Source organism: Oleiphilus sp. HI0043, assembly GCF_001634935.1.
Genome location: NZ_LWEY01001400.1, coordinates 38419 through 55156, shown reverse-complemented (window position 1 = coordinate 55156; position 16738 = coordinate 38419). Strand labels below are relative to the sequence as shown.

Annotated in this window: 16 protein-coding genes; 6 read left to right on the top strand and 10 right to left on the bottom strand. The window is 44.6% G+C overall.

Translation table 11 applies throughout. The features are described from left to right. Positions 1-20 precede the first annotated feature (20 nt). Positions 21-404, bottom strand: coding sequence for a helix-hairpin-helix domain-containing protein (locus A3729_RS19380; RefSeq protein WP_068634188.1), 384 nt, complete (start codon positions 402-404; stop codon positions 21-23). Between the two features lie 200 nt (positions 405-604). Between A3729_RS19380 and A3729_RS19375 the strand changes: the two genes are divergently transcribed. Then, on the top strand, positions 605-2647 hold the full coding sequence (locus A3729_RS19375; protein WP_068512903.1) for a nucleoside-diphosphate sugar epimerase/dehydratase: 2043 nt from the start codon (positions 605-607) through the stop codon (positions 2645-2647). A gap of 79 nt (positions 2648-2726) precedes the next feature. Here the strand turns inward: A3729_RS19375 and A3729_RS19370 are convergent, their stop codons facing one another. Next, positions 2727-2966 (bottom strand): SlyX family protein, encoded by a 240-nt coding sequence (locus A3729_RS19370; protein ID WP_068512900.1) that lies wholly within the window; start codon positions 2964-2966, stop codon positions 2727-2729. 310 nt (positions 2967-3276) lie between these two features. On the opposite strand from A3729_RS19370, the gene A3729_RS34370 reads away from it, so the two are divergent. Further along, on the top strand, positions 3277-3774 hold the full coding sequence (locus A3729_RS34370) for a cold-shock protein (protein WP_068512899.1): 498 nt from the start codon (positions 3277-3279) through the stop codon (positions 3772-3774). Between the two features lie 32 nt (positions 3775-3806). Here A3729_RS34370 and A3729_RS19360 read toward each other — a convergent pair whose 3' ends face one another. The 8 genes from A3729_RS19360 to map all read right to left on the bottom strand — a co-directional run bounded on the left by A3729_RS19360 (position 3807) and on the right by map (position 12816). Further along, positions 3807-4199, bottom strand: a complete 393-nt coding sequence (locus A3729_RS19360) for a hypothetical protein (RefSeq protein WP_068508916.1) — start codon at positions 4197-4199, stop codon at positions 3807-3809. 287 nt (positions 4200-4486) lie between these two features. After that, on the bottom strand, positions 4487-5344 hold the full coding sequence (locus A3729_RS19350) for a putative RNA methyltransferase (protein ID WP_068512897.1): 858 nt from the start codon (positions 5342-5344) through the stop codon (positions 4487-4489). Between the two features lie 18 nt (positions 5345-5362). Then, positions 5363-6502, bottom strand: coding sequence for a succinyl-diaminopimelate desuccinylase (gene dapE / locus A3729_RS19345; protein ID WP_068512944.1), 1140 nt, complete (start codon positions 6500-6502; stop codon positions 5363-5365). 135 nt (positions 6503-6637) lie between these two features. Continuing rightward, positions 6638-7648, bottom strand: coding sequence for a 2,3,4,5-tetrahydropyridine-2,6-dicarboxylate N-succinyltransferase (gene dapD, locus A3729_RS19340; protein ID WP_068508236.1), 1011 nt, complete (start codon positions 7646-7648; stop codon positions 6638-6640). Between the two features lie 67 nt (positions 7649-7715). Continuing rightward, positions 7716-8075 (bottom strand): ArsC family reductase, encoded by a 360-nt coding sequence (locus A3729_RS19335; RefSeq protein ID WP_068508235.1) that lies wholly within the window; start codon positions 8073-8075, stop codon positions 7716-7718. A 38-nt stretch (positions 8076-8113) separates the two neighbouring features. Then, positions 8114-9316, bottom strand: coding sequence for a succinyldiaminopimelate transaminase (gene dapC / locus A3729_RS19330; protein WP_068508234.1), 1203 nt, complete (start codon positions 9314-9316; stop codon positions 8114-8116). Next, a complete protein-coding gene (gene glnD / locus A3729_RS19325; protein ID WP_082880342.1) occupies positions 9313-12012 on the bottom strand; it encodes a [protein-PII] uridylyltransferase in 2700 nt (899 codons plus the stop codon). Before glnD ends, dapC begins: the two co-directional genes overlap by 4 nt. 18 nt (positions 12013-12030) lie before the next feature. After that, complete coding sequence (gene map / locus A3729_RS19320) at positions 12031-12816, bottom strand: type I methionyl aminopeptidase (protein WP_068508232.1); 786 nt, start codon at positions 12814-12816, stop codon at positions 12031-12033. Between the two features lie 435 nt (positions 12817-13251). On the opposite strand from map, the gene rpsB reads away from it, so the two are divergent. The 4 genes from rpsB (at position 13252) to frr (ending at position 16691) form a co-directional block, all read left to right on the top strand. Beyond that, entirely contained in the window at positions 13252-14001 is a 750-nt protein-coding gene (gene rpsB / locus A3729_RS19315) for a 30S ribosomal protein S2 (protein ID WP_068508230.1), read from the top strand. Between the two features lie 205 nt (positions 14002-14206). Next, on the top strand, positions 14207-15055 hold the full coding sequence (gene tsf / locus A3729_RS19310) for a translation elongation factor Ts (RefSeq protein WP_068508228.1): 849 nt from the start codon (positions 14207-14209) through the stop codon (positions 15053-15055). A gap of 303 nt (positions 15056-15358) precedes the next feature. Further along, a complete protein-coding gene (pyrH, locus tag A3729_RS19305) occupies positions 15359-16096 on the top strand; it encodes a UMP kinase (RefSeq protein WP_068508227.1) in 738 nt (245 codons plus the stop codon). 37 nt (positions 16097-16133) lie between these two features. Then, a complete protein-coding gene (gene frr, locus A3729_RS19300; protein WP_068508225.1) occupies positions 16134-16691 on the top strand; it encodes a ribosome recycling factor in 558 nt (185 codons plus the stop codon). Positions 16692-16738 lie beyond the last annotated feature (47 nt).

The following is a 16738-nucleotide window of genomic DNA, read 5'->3' as shown; positions in this document are numbered from 1 at the left end:
ACGGATTGCTCAATAGCCGTTCATGCACTTGATTCTATTAACGCAAGGAGCGAACTTATGAAATCAAACTCTTTTCTTTCTAACAACATCGCAAACATCCCTCCCCGCCTGCTTATNCCTTTTACTGCAACTAACTCTTCGAGGCGGGCAAACTCACCATAGCGCTCACGATAGTCAACAATGGCTTCAGCTTTTTTTAAACCTACGCCTTTCAATGCTTTGGCAATAGTTTGAGCATCTGCGCTATTGATGTTTATGGCCTTACTGGTTTGTATTGAACTATTTGGTTCATTGTCTGCATAGCTAATATTGCTGAAAGAAAGCAGCAAGCTAAACAAAAAAGGGATAAGCAGGCGGGGAGGGATGTTTGCGATGTTGTTAGAAAGAAAAGAGTTTGATTTCATAAGTTCGCTCCTTGCGTTAATAGAATCAAGTGCATGAACGGCTATTGAGCAATCCGTGTCAAAGCTTGTGTCATGCAAGTTCGATATTAACGGCTTCAGAGGCGATAGTGAATACTAATTCTATGATTATTCCTAATTAATTTAACTCACTGACACAATTAGCGACAATCACTATTGTATTCACTAAGGACTTGGTTAAAATGAAGTCAGGCGCTCGCAGAAGCGCTCAGAAACTGGAGAATGATAAGGATAAATCGGACGTGCTAAGTAAGTTGTTACACCTTCCCCGGTACCAGAAACGCCTGGTTACGGTTTTTGCAGACAGTCTTTGTCTACCTTTCGCCTTATGGATGGCCCTAAGTTTACGTTACGATGAACTTTATTTGCTTGAAAATAGCTCCGTATTGTTAGTCGCTTTTGTCACCGTTTTTACCAGTATTTTTGTTTTTGCGCGTCTCGGTTTATATCGGGCTGTTATTCGCTATATGAGTAATCATGCTTTACTGGCGATTATTTCTGGTGTTTCTATCTCTGCTATTATGTTGGCGGCTTTGGGCTTTTTATTTCAGGCGCCGATTCCTCGTTCCGTTCCCATTATTTACTGGTGTTTAGCGATGATCTTTGTCGGAGGGACGCGTATGTTAGCTCGCTCTCTGGTACACCGCGATATGATGAAATCCAAAGATCGGGTGATTATCTATGGTGCGGGTAAGTCTGGCTTGCAGCTAAGTTCGATACTTTTTCATGGCAAGCAGGTTCAGCCAATTGCTTTTATTGATGATGATATTAGTAAGCACGGTAGCATTCTTAACGGTATCCGCGTTTATTCACCCGAGAATATTTCTGAGGTGCTCAAGCGTTATGGTGCGCAGAGTATTTTGTTAGCCTTGGGCCATGCTTCCAGGGCTCGAAGAGCTGAAGTGATAAAGGGCTTGGAGCAGTACCCGCTTGCTGTGCAGACCATTCCACAAATTAATGATGTTGTCAGCGGTAAGGCGCGAATTGAAGAAATTCGTGATGTTGATATTGAAGACCTGCTTGGGCGTGATGAAGTCGCGGCCGATAGGGCCAGGCTTTCGGGTTGTATCTCAAATAAGGTGGTGATGGTCACTGGTGCGGGGGGGTCAATTGGCTCTGAGTTGTGTCGCCAAATCGTCAAGCTAAACCCGCGAAAGATTGTCCTGTTTGAATTGTCTGAATTTGCCCTTTATCAAATTGAGCAAGAGATTTCCAAGTATATTCAAAAACATACATTAAAGACTGAAGTGCATGCCATTATGGGCTCTGTGCAGAAACAGCATCGCATGGAAGTTATCATGAAGAGCTACGCTGTCGAAACGGTCTACCATGCCGCAGCTTACAAACATGTTCCTTTGGTAGAACACAATGTCATTGAAGGTGTTCGCAATAACGTCTTTGGCACTTGGTATTGTGCCGAAGCGGCGATTAAAGCAGGGGTAGATACCTTTGTGTTAGTTTCAACCGATAAGGCTGTTCGCCCGACTAATGTGATGGGCGCAACCAAGCGTTTATCGGAGCTTGTACTTCAAGGCTTAGCCCAGCGCCAGAACGATACACGTTTTTGCATGGTTCGCTTTGGCAATGTATTAGGTTCTTCGGGTTCTGTTGTACCGCTGTTTCGTAAGCAAATTAATGATGGTGGCCCGGTAACGGTAACGCACCCTGATATTACTCGCTATTTTATGACCATTCCTGAAGCAGCCTTGTTGGTACTTCAAGCAGGCTCAATGGGCGAGGGCGGTGATGTCTTTTTGCTTGATATGGGCGAGCAGGTTCGAATTGCCGATTTGGCAGGTAAGCTGATTCGCTTAATGGGCCTTGAGGTGAAGGATGATGATAATCCAAATGGTGATATCGAAATTCAGTATACCGGCTTACGACCAGGCGAGAAGTTATACGAAGAGTTGTTGATTGGCGACGACCCTTTACCAACCAGTCATTCTCGAATTATGAAAGGTCGTGAGATCTCATTACCTTGGGTTGAAGTAGAAGCCTTGCTTGAGAAGATTGATAAATACTCTCATCTATTTGATTGTTCTTCAGTGCGTGAGACGCTACTTAAAGCGCCTCTAGGGTATAACCCATCGAACGAGATTGATGACCTTGTTTGGAAGCAATCTCAGCATGAGTTGATACCCGAACATAATGCTTCAGCGAATGAAGAAGCACCCGTAAAGCCAAAAGTGGTTTCGATTTCAAAATCGCCCAAAAAACTGGCCTGATTTACTGCGCTGCCAAATGAGGGTGGCGTGAGCAGAGTTATCTCGCTTTTTAGCACTACTTTATATAGTGCTAATAGTGCTAATAGTGCGGCGGGGGCGGCTCCTGCTCAGTGCTTGCGCTGCCAGATTTAAGTTCCCCAAGCCCTTCTTTTAATAGTCGGTTCGCTACCCACAAATCTTGGATTTCCCTGTCCTGCTTAGTGATTACATCGTTGAGGGTGTTCAGTAAATCATCTTGAAACGATAGTTTAACTTCGAGCTCACTGATTCGTTCATTAAGTTTTTCGATAAGGGCTTCGGGTAATTCTGATTGGCTCATGTTTTTACTATCTTAAGTATGGAGAGAGGGCGCTATTGTAATACATATTACCCGGTGCTCAAGAATTTAGTGTGTTGACTGTAGAATCGAATAAGTTCTAAGCAAGATATTGTGTGAGCCAAAAATCTGTTATCATGCTCGGCTTGCGTTGAGTCTGGTCGTGTTTATACAGGTCAATGCAGCGTTACCTGTCGATTGCCAATACTTTTACAGGGTTGTTCACAGGTGGGGGATGCAGATATTTTTTCCTTAATGGTGTTTGCTGAACCAATTCCACTATTTTAAGAGTTTGTTTAACGAGAAAATTTACATGTCTACACAGAGTTTATCTAAAAAATTATTAGTAAGTGCGGTTGTTGCGCTGCCATTTCCTTACGTTATGTTGGTATTGGCTTCGTCTGCTTCAGTATTACCACAAGGCCTTACAGCCGAGAATTTCCTTTCAGGTGAAAATGGTAGCGGCTTTTACGCTTTGGTTTGGTTGATGTTTTTTGCTGCATCTGCCATTTCGCAAATTGCGGCACAGTCTTCGTCTTCTTCTGCTTCAAGTAACAATGCGCAAGAAGCATCTGAGTCTGATGACGACGATGATACACCTGAGGGTGTAGAGTCCGGTACCGTTAAATGGTTCAATGTGAATAAAGGTTTTGGTTTTATTACGACCGATGCGGGCGAAGATGTTTTTGTTCACTTCCGTTCAATTCGTGGTCGCGGTCGTCGCTCATTGCGTCAAGGCCAAGCAGTGCGCTTTGATTTGAGTGAGGGTGAGAAGGGTATGCAGGCAGACAACGTTTCGGTTGCCAAGTAAGCCTCTAGCTCTTTAGCTTCTACAGAAAAGGCTTATCCCCAGCGGATAAGCTTTTTTTCGTTTCGGGTGATGGCATTCCAATATTCACCTGCTTCATCTTCCCCTTCTTGCCAGCTATGTGCGGCACACCTGACCTCAAGTTCATACATCTCTAACAGGCTTAGTGCGCAGGCTTCATCATTGTCCCAAGGTGTTTCAGACGATTTGAACCAAACACTGCAATAAGACTTTCCTGCTGCACAGGGCGTAACGACGATAGGGATCTTATTCCCTTCGCGTGAAAGGGTGCCCGAGATACTTTTCTTTTCGGATAAGCTGCTTGCTTCAAGGTTGATATCGATGGTTGTAAAGTGAGTATTTAGCCAGGCGAGCAATTCACTGTTGTTTATGTTCTTTATGTATATTTCTATATCGGGCGTTATCATTTATTTGTCCAAGAAATTCTGGATTCTGCTTACGAGAAGGCGAATATAGCAGTAAAAGGCGATGATAGCGCTAGGCACGCTAAGAATAAGACCAATTAGCGCAAGTAATTCCTGCTTTTCAGATGCGGGCAAGAGAATATTAACGTATACAATTGTTCCGAGGCCTGCCAGGGTACAAATGGCACTGATCAGAAAGTATTTAAAATAATTCTGCTGATTATGTTTTTTAGACGACACGGTAGTGGCTTTTAAACTCTTATTAGTGATCAGTACTGATAGTGGCTGATTTACTTCTTCTGAAATATATCAAACTGTATGTCTAGCTGTAAGTCTAGAGTATCAAGGGACTCAAGTAGAGCTCTTTTTTCCGGTTTACAGCGCCAGTAATGCGGTGTCATTGAAAACAAGTTAATGATGTCTTGTGAGCTAGGTAGTTGAATTGTTTGCTCAAAGTAATCAGTCTTCACATGCTGAAGGCTCGTAGGGAGGCTTTCAAATTCTGTTCGCGTTTCGGCTTTGAGTTCATCGTAGATAACACGGCGAAGCTCTATTAGATGTCTAGGGCCGGTATTTACAAGGATCACATGACCGCCGGGGCGAACTGTGCGAGATATTTCTTCCAGGTCAAAATGGAAAAACAGGCCGCTTACCAGATCTTGAGAATTGTCGGCCAAGGGGATATTCGCAGCGCTACCTACCCACCAGTTAATTGATTTGTCGCGCCGGCAGGCTGATTTAATTGCAGGTGTCGAGATATCAATACCGCTTGTGTATACCTCTTGAAAATAACTAAGCAACTTGGTGTGGAGCTTGTGAGTGTAATAGCCTTCGCCACATGCTAAGTCGCAATAGTGGAAGGCTTTTTCAGAATCTTTAGCTAGCGCGTCTTCAGCATGGTGAATAAATCGCTCGGCAAGATTAGCGTAGTAGCCTTGATCAAGGAAGTCACGACGAGCGGCGACCATTTCAGTCGTATCTCCCGGGTGCTTACTCCGCTTATTTTGGCTTAATAATAAGTTGTGGTAGCCCTGCTTGGCGCGATCAAACCTATGCTTGTTGCGACAGCATAGGCCTTTTTGATCGTCTGCAAGAACGAGCTGCTCCTTACAAACGGGGCAGAGTAAATAGGGGCTTAGAGTATCCATAGTATCTTAGCGCTTGGCTTATGTTAGCAGGTGCTCCAAGATCTGCTCGTAAATCACTGACAAGTCGTTCAGGTCGGTGATACTCACGTGTTCATCAACTTGGTGAATCGTTGCGTTGAGCGGCCCAAGTTCAAGCACTTGTGCGCCCGTTGGTGCGATAAAACGGCCGTCAGAGGTTCCGCCTGAGGTTGAAAGCTCTGTGTCGATACCTTTAACTGTTTTTATCGCTTTAACCGCTGCGTCGACGAGTGGGCCCGCTGCGGTTAGGAAGGGCTCTCCGCTTAATGTCCACTGGATATCGTAATCCAGCTTGTGTTGCTCAAGCACTTTGACGACACCTGCTTTAAGTTGCTCGGCGGTGACTTCAGTAGAAAATCGAAAGTTAAAAAGTGTCTCGACAGTACCGGGTATCACGTTCGTCGCACCGGTACCGGAATTGATATTGGTGATTTGGAATGATGTCGCGGGGAAGAATTCATTGCCACTGTCCCATTCAAGTTTGCATAGGTCGTCAAGGGCAGTCATTGCCAGGTGAATAGGGTTGTTCGCCAAGTGCGGGTAGGCAACATGTCCTTGTTTGCCTTTAATGGTAAGTTTTGCGTTTAAAGATCCGCGGCGGCCGTTCTTGATCACATCACCGAGCACCTTGGTACTGGATGGCTCACCAACCAGGCACCAATCAATTTTTTCATTACGCGCCTCCAATGTTTCAACAACCTTAACGGTACCGTTTGTTGCTGGTCCTTCTTCATCGCTGGTAATTAAGTAAGCGATAGAGCCTTTATGGTCGGGATGTTTTTTAACAAAGCGCTCACAGGCGGTGATAAATGCAGCCAGGCTACCCTTCATATCAGCTGCGCCACGACCATGTAGCATATCTCCCTGAATACGGGCCGAAAAGGGTGAGTATGTCCACTCTTGTTCAGGGCCAGTAGGGACAACATCGGTATGACCGGCAAACGCAATTAAAGGTGCTTCGTTACCTTTGCGAGCCCAAAGATTGGTCACATCCTCAAAGATCATTGTCTCGGCTTTGAATCCGAGAGGAGCCAAATGACGCATCATAATATCCTGACACTCACAGTCTTCTGGTGTGACAGAGGGCTGCTGTATAAGTGCTTGGCTAAGTTGGATCGTGTCAGTTGTGGTATCACTCATAATTTGGCTCGTCGTTTTAATCGTTTTGTATATGCAAAAAAGCGCATCCATAGATGTAAGCATTAAAAAGCTTTGATTATGAGTGCGCCTTCAAGAACTGTCCTGTTAGGGCAGTGTTAGTTGCTTAGCCAGATACTAGTTGTTGGCGTGAAGCTCTTCATTCAGTTCAATGGCAGTCTTATTAGTTAAGCATTCAACTCGACCATTTGCCGAGTTTCGGCGGAACAGTAGGTCGGCTTTATTTGCTAGATCACGTGCTTTAACCGTCTCAACGACCTGGTTTTCAGCGTCAAGCATAACTACTTTTGTACCGGCAGTAATGTAGAGACCTGACTCAACAGTACAGCGATCACCTAAAGGAATGCCGATACCTGCATTGGCACCTATCAAGCTGTTCTCGCCAACCGCAATGATGATGTTACCGCCACCAGATAAGGTACCCATGGTAGAGCAGCCACCGCCAAGATCAGAGCCTTTTCCTACCATAACACCCGCAGAGATACGGCCTTCGATCATGGAAGTGCCTTCTGTACCTGCATTAAAGTTTACAAAGCCTTCGTGCATGATCGTGGTGCCTTCACCAATGTAGGCGCCAAGACGTACACGGGCTGTGTCGGCAATACGGACGCCGCCAGGTACGACGTAGTCGGTCATCTGTGGAAATTTATCAACAGACTTAACTTCAATCAATTCACCGGCTACGCGTGCTTCAAGTTGCTTTGCTGTTAATTCAGATAGGTCAATAGGGCCTTTATTTGTCCATGCAACATTTGGCAGTAAACCAAAAATACCGTCAAGATTAATGCCGTGCGGCTTAACCAGGCGATGAGACAAAAGGTGTAGTTTTAAATACACTTCAGGCGTGCTGCTAGCCTTGCCATCTTCTTCGATAATAACCACTACAGCCGGGCTTTTTGAGCCTTTCATTTGGCTTGCGATGTCAGAAAGCGCTGCGATTTTTGCTAGCTCTTCAATCTGCTCATCATTTAATTCTGTTGTTGTATTGCCGCTTTCAAGGCCTAGTGTTTCTTGGATGCTAGCAACCAAAGAGGAGTCAGGTTGGAATTGTGGTGCTGGGAAGAATGTTTCAAGCCACTCGCCTGCGCCGTTTTTGCTACCGATACCAAGTCCTAGTGCAATTGTCATGGAATACTCCTAATTAAGTAATATGTATAAGTTGTTTAAGAGAAGAGGGCTGGCCTCGTCTTTTTATTTAGTCGTTTGTCTCGAATAAATGGGCGTAACTATCAGCCTTGAATCCAAGATGAATTTGATTGTCGATCTTTAAAACCGGACGCTTAATCATGGAATTATTGCTCTGAATTAGGCGAATAGCTTTTGCGTTGTCTATATCGCTTTTGTCCTCATCGCTTAGTTTACGCCACGTTGTACCACGTTTATTGATTAGTTCATCCCAAGGTACCTGGCTAAGCCAATCTTCGAGGCTTTGCTCATCAATAGGCGTCTTCTTATAGTCATGAAATTCAAAATCAATATCATGCGATTCCAGCCACGTTAGCGCTTTCTTCATGGTATCGCAGGCTTTAATTCCGTAGATTTTTACTGTACTCATTGTTTTACCTTGTACGAAAGTTGTTTGTGGAAAGAGCGTTAAAGAGATTCAACGAATTCACGAATTCGAGTTGCCGCTTCGATGCACTCTTCTTCACTGGCAACTAAGGCCATTCTGATTCTATTTTTACCCGGATTTAGACCCTTGACGGTACGAGACAAATAGCTGCCCGGAAGCACGGTGACATGCTTTTGTTGATATAGCTTTTGAGCAAACTCTTCATCCGATATCGGTGTCTCTGGCCAAAGGTAGAAGCTCGCATCACTTTGCTTGATGTTCAGTACCGGGCTTAAAATTTCAAGAACTGCCTCGAACTTTCGTTTGTAGGCTTTACGGTTCTCTTGTACGTGAGCTTCATCGTTCCAGGCTTCAATGCTTGCTAACTGGTGTTGAATCGGCATTGCGCAGCCGTGATAAGTTCGGTATTTCAAGAAGCCTTTTAACAAGTCTGCATCACCTGCAACAAATCCTGAGCGTAGGCCGGGCAGGTTTGAGCGCTTTGACAAGCTATGAAAGACAATACAACGCTTATAATCATCTCTTCCTATTTCGGCGCAGACCTCTAGCAAACCAGTCGGAGCTTGGTCTTCATCGCAATAGATCTCCGAATAGCATTCGTCCGATGCAATAATGAAGTCATGCTTGTCGGCTAGTTTTATGAGCTTTTTAAGCGTTTCAGCGGGCGTGACAGCGCCTGTCGGGTTGCCCGGAGAGCACATGAATAGAATCTGGCAGCGGTCCCAAGTGCTATCGGCGACTGAGTCGTAGTCGGGAATGAACTGGGTATGCTCTAGTGTAGGAAGTAATTCAAGCTCAGCCCCTGCAAGATAGCTAGCGCCCTCATAGATCTGATAAAAAGGATTAGGGCTCAGCACTAAAGCTTGATTACTGGCTTCTCTATCGATGACCGCCTGAGTAAAAGAAAAAATTGCCTCTCGTGTGCCGTTTACCGGAAGAATATTATCTTCGCTGCAAAGAGTGCCGGGCTTTAGATTAAAGCGTTGTGTCGCCCAGTTTGTCATGCTCTTTCGAAACTCAGGTAACCCTTTTGTGCTTGGGTATATTGCGACTTTGCCTAGGTTATTGGTGATGCTGTCGAGCACAAACTGCGGAGAAGGGTGCTTCGGTTCACCAATAGACAAGGGAATAGCTGAATAATCTGCTGATGGTGTTACTTGCCCGAGCAGTGCTTTAAGCTTTTCAAAGGGATAGGGCTGAAGTTTATTCAAGTCTGGGTTCATGAGGTTATTTCTACCTGCTCATCTAGAAGTGTACATATGTCGTGCTGTAAGGCCTCGCAAATCATTGCGTCACTAAGCGGTTGACCGTCTGTGTCGGTAATGAAGAAAACGTCTTCTACTCGCTCGCCCAAGGTGGCAATACGTGCATTGATCAATGATAAATTATGCTTTAGAAGTGCCTGACCAATCCGTGCGAGTAGGCCTGGACGGTCAGGCGTTACAACCTCCATCACGGTACGCTGATTAATCATGTCATTGCTGAAAGTCACTTCCGTCGGGAAGGCAAAATGCTTCAGTTGGCGCGGCGTGCGGCGGCTGATTATCTCGGGGTAGTCTTCCGGGTCGTCGAGCTCTTCTATCAAGCGTGAGCGAACTTGCTCTTTTCGTTCTACATCGTTTGCTAAGGGCATGTTGTGCGCATCGGTAACAATAAAGTGGCTCAAATTGAACTCACCTCTTGATGCGCTTATGCGGGCATTTAAGACGTTAAGGTTCAGCTGCTCAAGTACAGCGGTGGTGGCGGCAAATAGATCGTCTTTGGAACGTACATAAACCATAACATGGCTGAAACCGTCACCTTGCATGGTTTGGGTGTCGCGAATGATGATCAGTGGTTCACTTGAGCTGCCATGATTAAGTACTTCAGAGATTTGCCAGACAATGTCGGCGGTTGAATCTTGAAGGAAGTAGTCGTCTTCAAAGGATTCCAATAAAGCATCGATTTCGGGTGTGGTATAGCCGCTATCGATGAGTAGGGTTCGGACTTCGCGTTTAGTGGCTTCTATCCAGTCATTGCGATCAACAGGCTTATCTGTGCCGCGACGTATTGCGCGCCTGGTTTCGATATATAACTGCTGCATCAGTGTCGCGCGCCAGCTGTTCCACAAGGTGTGATTGGTCGCAGAAATATCACAGACAGTCAAAATATATAAGTACTCAAGGTGAGTAAGGCTAGGAATTAGTTGCGCAAACTGATGAATAACTTCAGGGTCATCAATATCTTTCTTCTGCGCTGTCATAGACATTAGTAAGTGGTTTTCGACCAGCCAGGAAGTGAGTCGTGTATCGCGCTCGCTAAAATGATGGTTCTGACAGAAGTTTTCAACATCGATGGCGCCAAGTTCGGAATGGTCTCCGCCTCTCCCTTTAGCAATGTCGTGATAGATACCAGCAGTATAAAGGATTTCACGTTTAGGGATATAACGGTATAAACGACAGGCAAGTGGAAACTCTTTTTTTGCCTCAGGGTAGTCAAGATGAATCAGGTTCTTGATAAGCTGAATCGTATGCGCGTCAACTGTATAGCAATGAAACAAGTCATGCTGCATTTGGCCGATGATCTGTCCAAACTCAGGTAAGTAGCGGCCCAGTACATTGTACTTAAGCATGGCGTTTAAGGTTTTATGAAGGTCGTGCGGTGTGCGCAGTATCTCCATAAATAAGCTTGTGTTAGCCAGGTCGTTTCGGAAACTGTCATCAATAAGATATTGATGTTCACGGATTTGACGAATTGTCGTGGTTTTTATGCCAATGATCTGAGGGTTTTGTGCGAGTAGCAAAAAAATCTCTATCAACGCATAAGGTGAGCGGTCAAAAATATCTTCTGACTTAGCTTCAATATAGCCGTGATTAATTTGGAATCGTTTACCTAGTTCTTGGACACTGTCATCACTCTCGGGGTTTAGATAAAACTCATCAAAGTACTGAAGTATCACGTCAGTAAGTTCGGCTAAACCCAATACGATGCGATAGTAGCGTTGCATCATTTTCTCGACACCGAGCTTTTGCTCGTCATCTTCAAAGCCGAGTATTTCTGCAAGCTTGCGCTGGTGTTCAAATAGCAGTCGGTTTTCGTTGCGGTCGGCAATAATCTGCAGGCCATAACGAAGGGTAAGAAGAAAGGTCTCGCCGCTGACTAGCATGCGGAATTCTTCGTCTGTCAAAAAGTGGTAGCGTGAGCGTGTGCTGGGAGCTTCAGCACCAAAGTGGCGCTTAGAAATCCAGGTAATGGTCTGAATATCTCGCAAGGTGCCAGGGGAAGATTTCAGATTTGGTTCGAGGTTGTATTCGGTGCCGCTATATTTCAGGTGGCGTGCACTTTGTTCTTCGCGTTTAGCTAGAAAGTAGGCTTTAGAGGTATAAACTGCGTCGGAGTAGACCTTGTCTGAAATAATGCTCAGCAGTTCAGGGTCACCATCGATAGTGCGCGTTTCCAATAGGTTGGTCGCAATGGTGACATCGCTTTTAGCGGCTTCAATGCATTCATCAATCGTTCTAACGCTATGGCCGATGTCTAGTTTCAGGTCCCATAATAGTGTGATAAAGTCAGACAGTTTGGTGCCCAGCTGATCATCAATTTCATTCCTTACCAGGATAAGTAAGTCAATGTCTGAATGTGGTTGCAGCTCGCCTCGGCCATAACCGCCAACAGCAATAAGGCTAACATGTTGGTCGAACCCGAAGCGTGCCCATAAACCTTTAAGAATATAATCCATGAGTTTGGATTTAACTTCGATAAGCTGACGGATATCTTCGTTTGCCAGATACAGCTGATCAAGGACTTGCTTACTATCTTCCAGGATTGTCCGAACATTCAGGGCTGGTTGTGAGCAAGTACTTAAGTCAGAGACTAATGTTTGCATGTCCAGGCTAGATGCGTGGGTGAACTTTTCGAAGAGCGAGCTGTGTTGCGTCATAGTTTTATCGGCTTGTGCTTAACTTAGCAGACCTTCCTCTTCCTTACGTAAGGTCAGTATTTCACAACCGTCTGAGGTAACTAGCAAAGTGTGCTCCCATTGCGCAGAAAGCTTGTGATCTTTGGTCACGACTGTCCACTCATCTGGTAAGAGTTTGCAGTGGCGTTTGCCTTGGTTAATCATTGGCTCGATAGTAAAGGTCATGCCTTCTTTTAGCTCAAGGCCGGTGCCTGGTTTACCATAATGCATGACCTGCGGCTCTTCATGGAAAACAGCACCAATGCCATGGCCGCAATACTCGCGTACTACAGAATAGTAATTGTTTTCAGCATGCTTTTGAATAACAGCGCCAATATCGCCTAGTCTTGCACCCGGCTTAACAAGGGCAATGCCTTTGTATAAACATTCTTGCGTAATTTTGCATAGTCTTTCGGCAGCAATGCTTCGCTTGCCAATGAAAAACATTTTACTGGTGTCACCGTGGTAGCCATCTTTAATGACAGTGATGTCGACATTTACTATGTCACCACTTTTTAGCACTTTCTTGTCGCTTGGAATACCGTGGCAGATGACATGGTTGACCGAGGTGCAGATAGACTTTGGAAAGCCTTTATAATTAAGTGGTGCGGGAATGGCGTTTTGAGTATTAACGATGTAATCATGACATATCCTGTCTAGTTCACCGGTTGAAACGCCAGCAACAACGTGCTCTTCGATCATTTCCAGTACTTCGGCGGCGAGTCGCCCGGCAACCCGCATCTTTTCAATTTCTTCGTTGGACTTGATGGTAACTTTAGTATTCATAACTCGAAAAGAGAGCCTTTTGTCTAAGGGTTGTTATGGTGTCGGGAGAGCATTATAGCGCCATTTGCGACACAGACTTTTATCAAAAATGCGCCGCATTCTACCTCGAAAGGGGAGTTAATTGAATAATTATTGTTATTTGCTGGTGGCTGCTCGATTTATATTGTTAAAGGTTGAACGTAGAATGGAGTGGCCTGGCCTGCTATAAATGTAGGAATGCGCTTTTTATTTTGAAGAGGATATGGTATAAAGCGCACGCAAATTTCGGGAACTCACATCCAGCAGGGTGTCGGTAATCTCGATTGACTTAAATCCGCACACGTTTCGACACATTGATCTGGGTGCTGTGTTCTGCTTCTGCTACGGTGGTTTTGGTTCATGGTTGATTAATGGGACTCGTGGAGGTCTAACCCAAACATATTAAAGGAAAAGAACATGGCATCAGTATCTATGCGTGACCTGCTTAAAGCAGGTGTACACTTTGGTCACCAAACTCGTTACTGGAACCCTAAAATGGGTAAGTACATCTTTGGTGCTCGTAACAAAATTCATATCATTAACCTGGAGCAAACAGTTCCTGCGTTTAATGAATCTTTAGCTTTCGTTAAAAAGCTGTCAGAGGGTAAGAACAAGGTATTGTTCGTTGGTACTAAGCGTGCTGCTGGCAAGATTGTTAAAGAAGAGGCAAGCCGCGCTGGTATGCCTTACGTAAACCACCGTTGGTTGGGTGGTATGTTGACTAACTACAAAACGATTCGTCAGAGCATTCGTCGTTTCCGCGATCTTGAGACTCAAAGCACTGATGGTACTTTTGATAAGTTGACTAAAAAAGAATCTTTGATGCTGACTCGCGAAATGCAGAAGCTAGAGCGTAGTATTGGTGGTATCAAGGATATGGGTGGTCTACCTGACGCATTGGTTGTGATCGATGTTGATCACGAGCGTATTGCGATCAAAGAAGCTAACAAATTAGGTATCCCTGTTATCGGTATCGTTGATACAAACAGTGATCCAGATGGTGTTGATTACGTTATCCCTGGTAACGATGATGCGATCAGAGCTATTCAGATTTATGCAAAAGCTTTTGCTGATGCAGTGCTTGAAGGTTCTTCAAAAGGTGGTGAGTACGTTGAAGTGGCGGAAGAGTCAGCGGCATCTGAAGAAGGCGAAAAAGCAGCAGAGTAATCTTTCTGTAAGCGTTTTCTTATAAAGTGCTCAAGGGTCGGTTTTCCGGCCCTTGTTTTCATTCGTTATTAATAATGCTTCGGTTCTTATTTGGTTGAAGGTGTGTTCCGCTTGCGAACATTTTAGCGCCTTTTGGGCCCAGGTAATGGAAGCAAATTTTTTAATTTTACAGCCGCTTGGGTTGTAACGGTAAAGAGGAATTGACATGGCCGCTATTAGCGCATCAATGGTAAAAGAACTTCGTGAGCGTACAGGTCTTGGTATGCTTGAGTGTAAAAAAGCACTTGCTGAAGTAGACGGTGATATCGAAAAGGCAATTGAAGAGTTGCGTAAGAAAAGTGGTATGAAGGCAGCTAAGAAAGCTGGCCGTACAGCTGCTGAAGGTGTGGTTGTGGCTAAAGTATCTGCTGACAACGCTTCTGCAATGTTAGTTGAAATTAACTCTGAGACTGACTTTGCTGCTAAGAACGAAGGTTTCCTTGCGTTTGCAAATAACGTAGCAGGCGCTGCATTTGAAGCAGGTTCTACTGATGTTGCTGGTCTTCTTGATTCAGAGCGTGAAGCTTTGGTTCAGAAAATTGGTGAGAACATTTCTCCTCGTCGTGCTGTTAAGTCTGAAGGTGAAGTTGTGGGTGCTTATGTTCACTCTAACAATCGAATTGCTTCGATTGTTGCGCTTAAAGGTGGTACGCCTGAGTTGGCAAGAGATATCGCTATGCATGCAACAGCGGTTAATCCTCGTGTTCTTAACCCTGAAGATATGCCTGAAGAAGAGTTGAATAAAGAGAAGGATATCATTAAGGCTCAGCCTGATATGGAAGGTAAGCCAGATGCGATCGTCGAGAAAATGATGGGTGGTCGTATTAAGAAATTCCTTAAGGAAAACAGCTTGGTTGAGCAGCCTTTCGTTAAGAATCCTGAAGTTACAGTTGGCCAGTTGGCTAAAGATGGCGGTGCAGAAGTTGTTTCTTTTGTCCGTATCGAAGTAGGTGAAGGTATTGAGGTTGAAGAGGCTGACTTCGCTGCAGAGGTTGCGGCTCAGCTTAAAGGCTAATTTAGTCTGTTTACATGGGTTTGTTAACAGGTAAATGTTGAAAAGATAGTTCCACTTTTTACCAATCCTGATACAATTCCCAACCGTGCCGTATAAGAAGGGTGATATAACCATTTTTCTTATGCGGCATTATTGTATCTGGCAATTGGTTTTTATCTTAAAGTTGTCTGGGGAGTACTTGCTCATCTGGAAAGACTGTTTTTAGTGGGGGCGACTCCCCCGAAATTAAGATACGTCATATGCATATTAAGCAGGTTCTTAACCTGTATTTGTTAACTACGCTTTAAATGCCGAGAGTGATTCATGCCTGTAAATCTCCAGCCAAAATATAAACGAATTCTTCTAAAACTTAGTGGTGAAGCTCTAATGGGCGATGAGGACTTTGGGATCGATCCAAAAGTACTTGATCGCATGGCTTTAGAAATTGGTCAGCTGATTGGTATAGGTGTTCAGGTTGGCATGGTCATAGGTGGTGGTAACTTGTTTAGAGGTGCTGCCCTAAGCCAGGCTGGAATGGATCGTGTTACTGGTGATCATATGGGTATGCTGGCTACGGTTATGAATGCCTTGGCGATGCGTGACGCATTAGAACGATCCAATATATCAACGCGTGTTATGTCAGCTATCCCGATGAGTGGTGTTGTTGAGCATTACGATCGGCGCAGAGCGGTTAGAGATCTTAAAGATGGTGATGTTGTAATATTCAGCGCAGGAACGGGTAACCCTTTCTTTACAACTGACTCTGCTGCATGTCTACGAGGTATTGAGATTGATGCTGATGTTGTATTGAAGGCAACAAAAGTAGATGGTGTCTACAACGCTGACCCGATGAAAGATCCGACAGCCGTGAAGTATGATGCTTTGAGTTATGATGAAGTCTTGGATAAAAAGTTAGGTGTAATGGATCTAACGGCAATTTGTTTGTGCCGTGATCACAATATGCCTGTTAGAGTATTTGATATGAATAAGCCTGGGGTTTTGCGCAGTATTGTAGTGGGTGAATCCGAGGGTACATTGATCGAGGCAGCTGCCGACGAATAAGATCGAGCCAGTTATATAAAGAATAAAGGAAAGATATATGTTAGATGAAATTAAACAAGATGCTGAAGAGCGTATGGCAAAAAGTATTGATGCGCTAGGTGTTGCTTTTGCCAAGATTCGTACTGGTCGAGCGCACCCAAGTATTTTAGATAGCGTATCAGTTTCATACTATGGTGTAGATACACCGCTAAAGCAGGCGGCTAATATTAGTGTTGAAGATGGCAGAACTTTGGCAATCTCTGTTTGGGAAAAACCAATGGTGCCAGTGGTCGAAAAAGCGATTATAGCAGCTAACCTCGGCTTAAACCCGTCAACTTCTGGTGACTTAATACGTGTGCCAATGCCAGCTCTAACAGAGGAAACTCGTAGGGATATGGTTAAGCTAGCAAAAGCAGATGCCGAGAGTGCAAGAGTATCTGTTAGAAATATTCGCAGAGATGCTAACTCCGATATTAAAGAACTTTTGAAAGAGAAAGAGATTTCAGAAGATGAAGAAAAAAGAGCAGCAGATGGTATCCAAAAACTAACTGACACTTATGTTGCTAAAGTTGATGCTTTATTGCAGGAAAAAGAATCAGACTTGATGGAAGTATAAAAACTGCCTGTTTCGGGCGAAAGTGTGTCCAATGCTTTCGCTCGTTA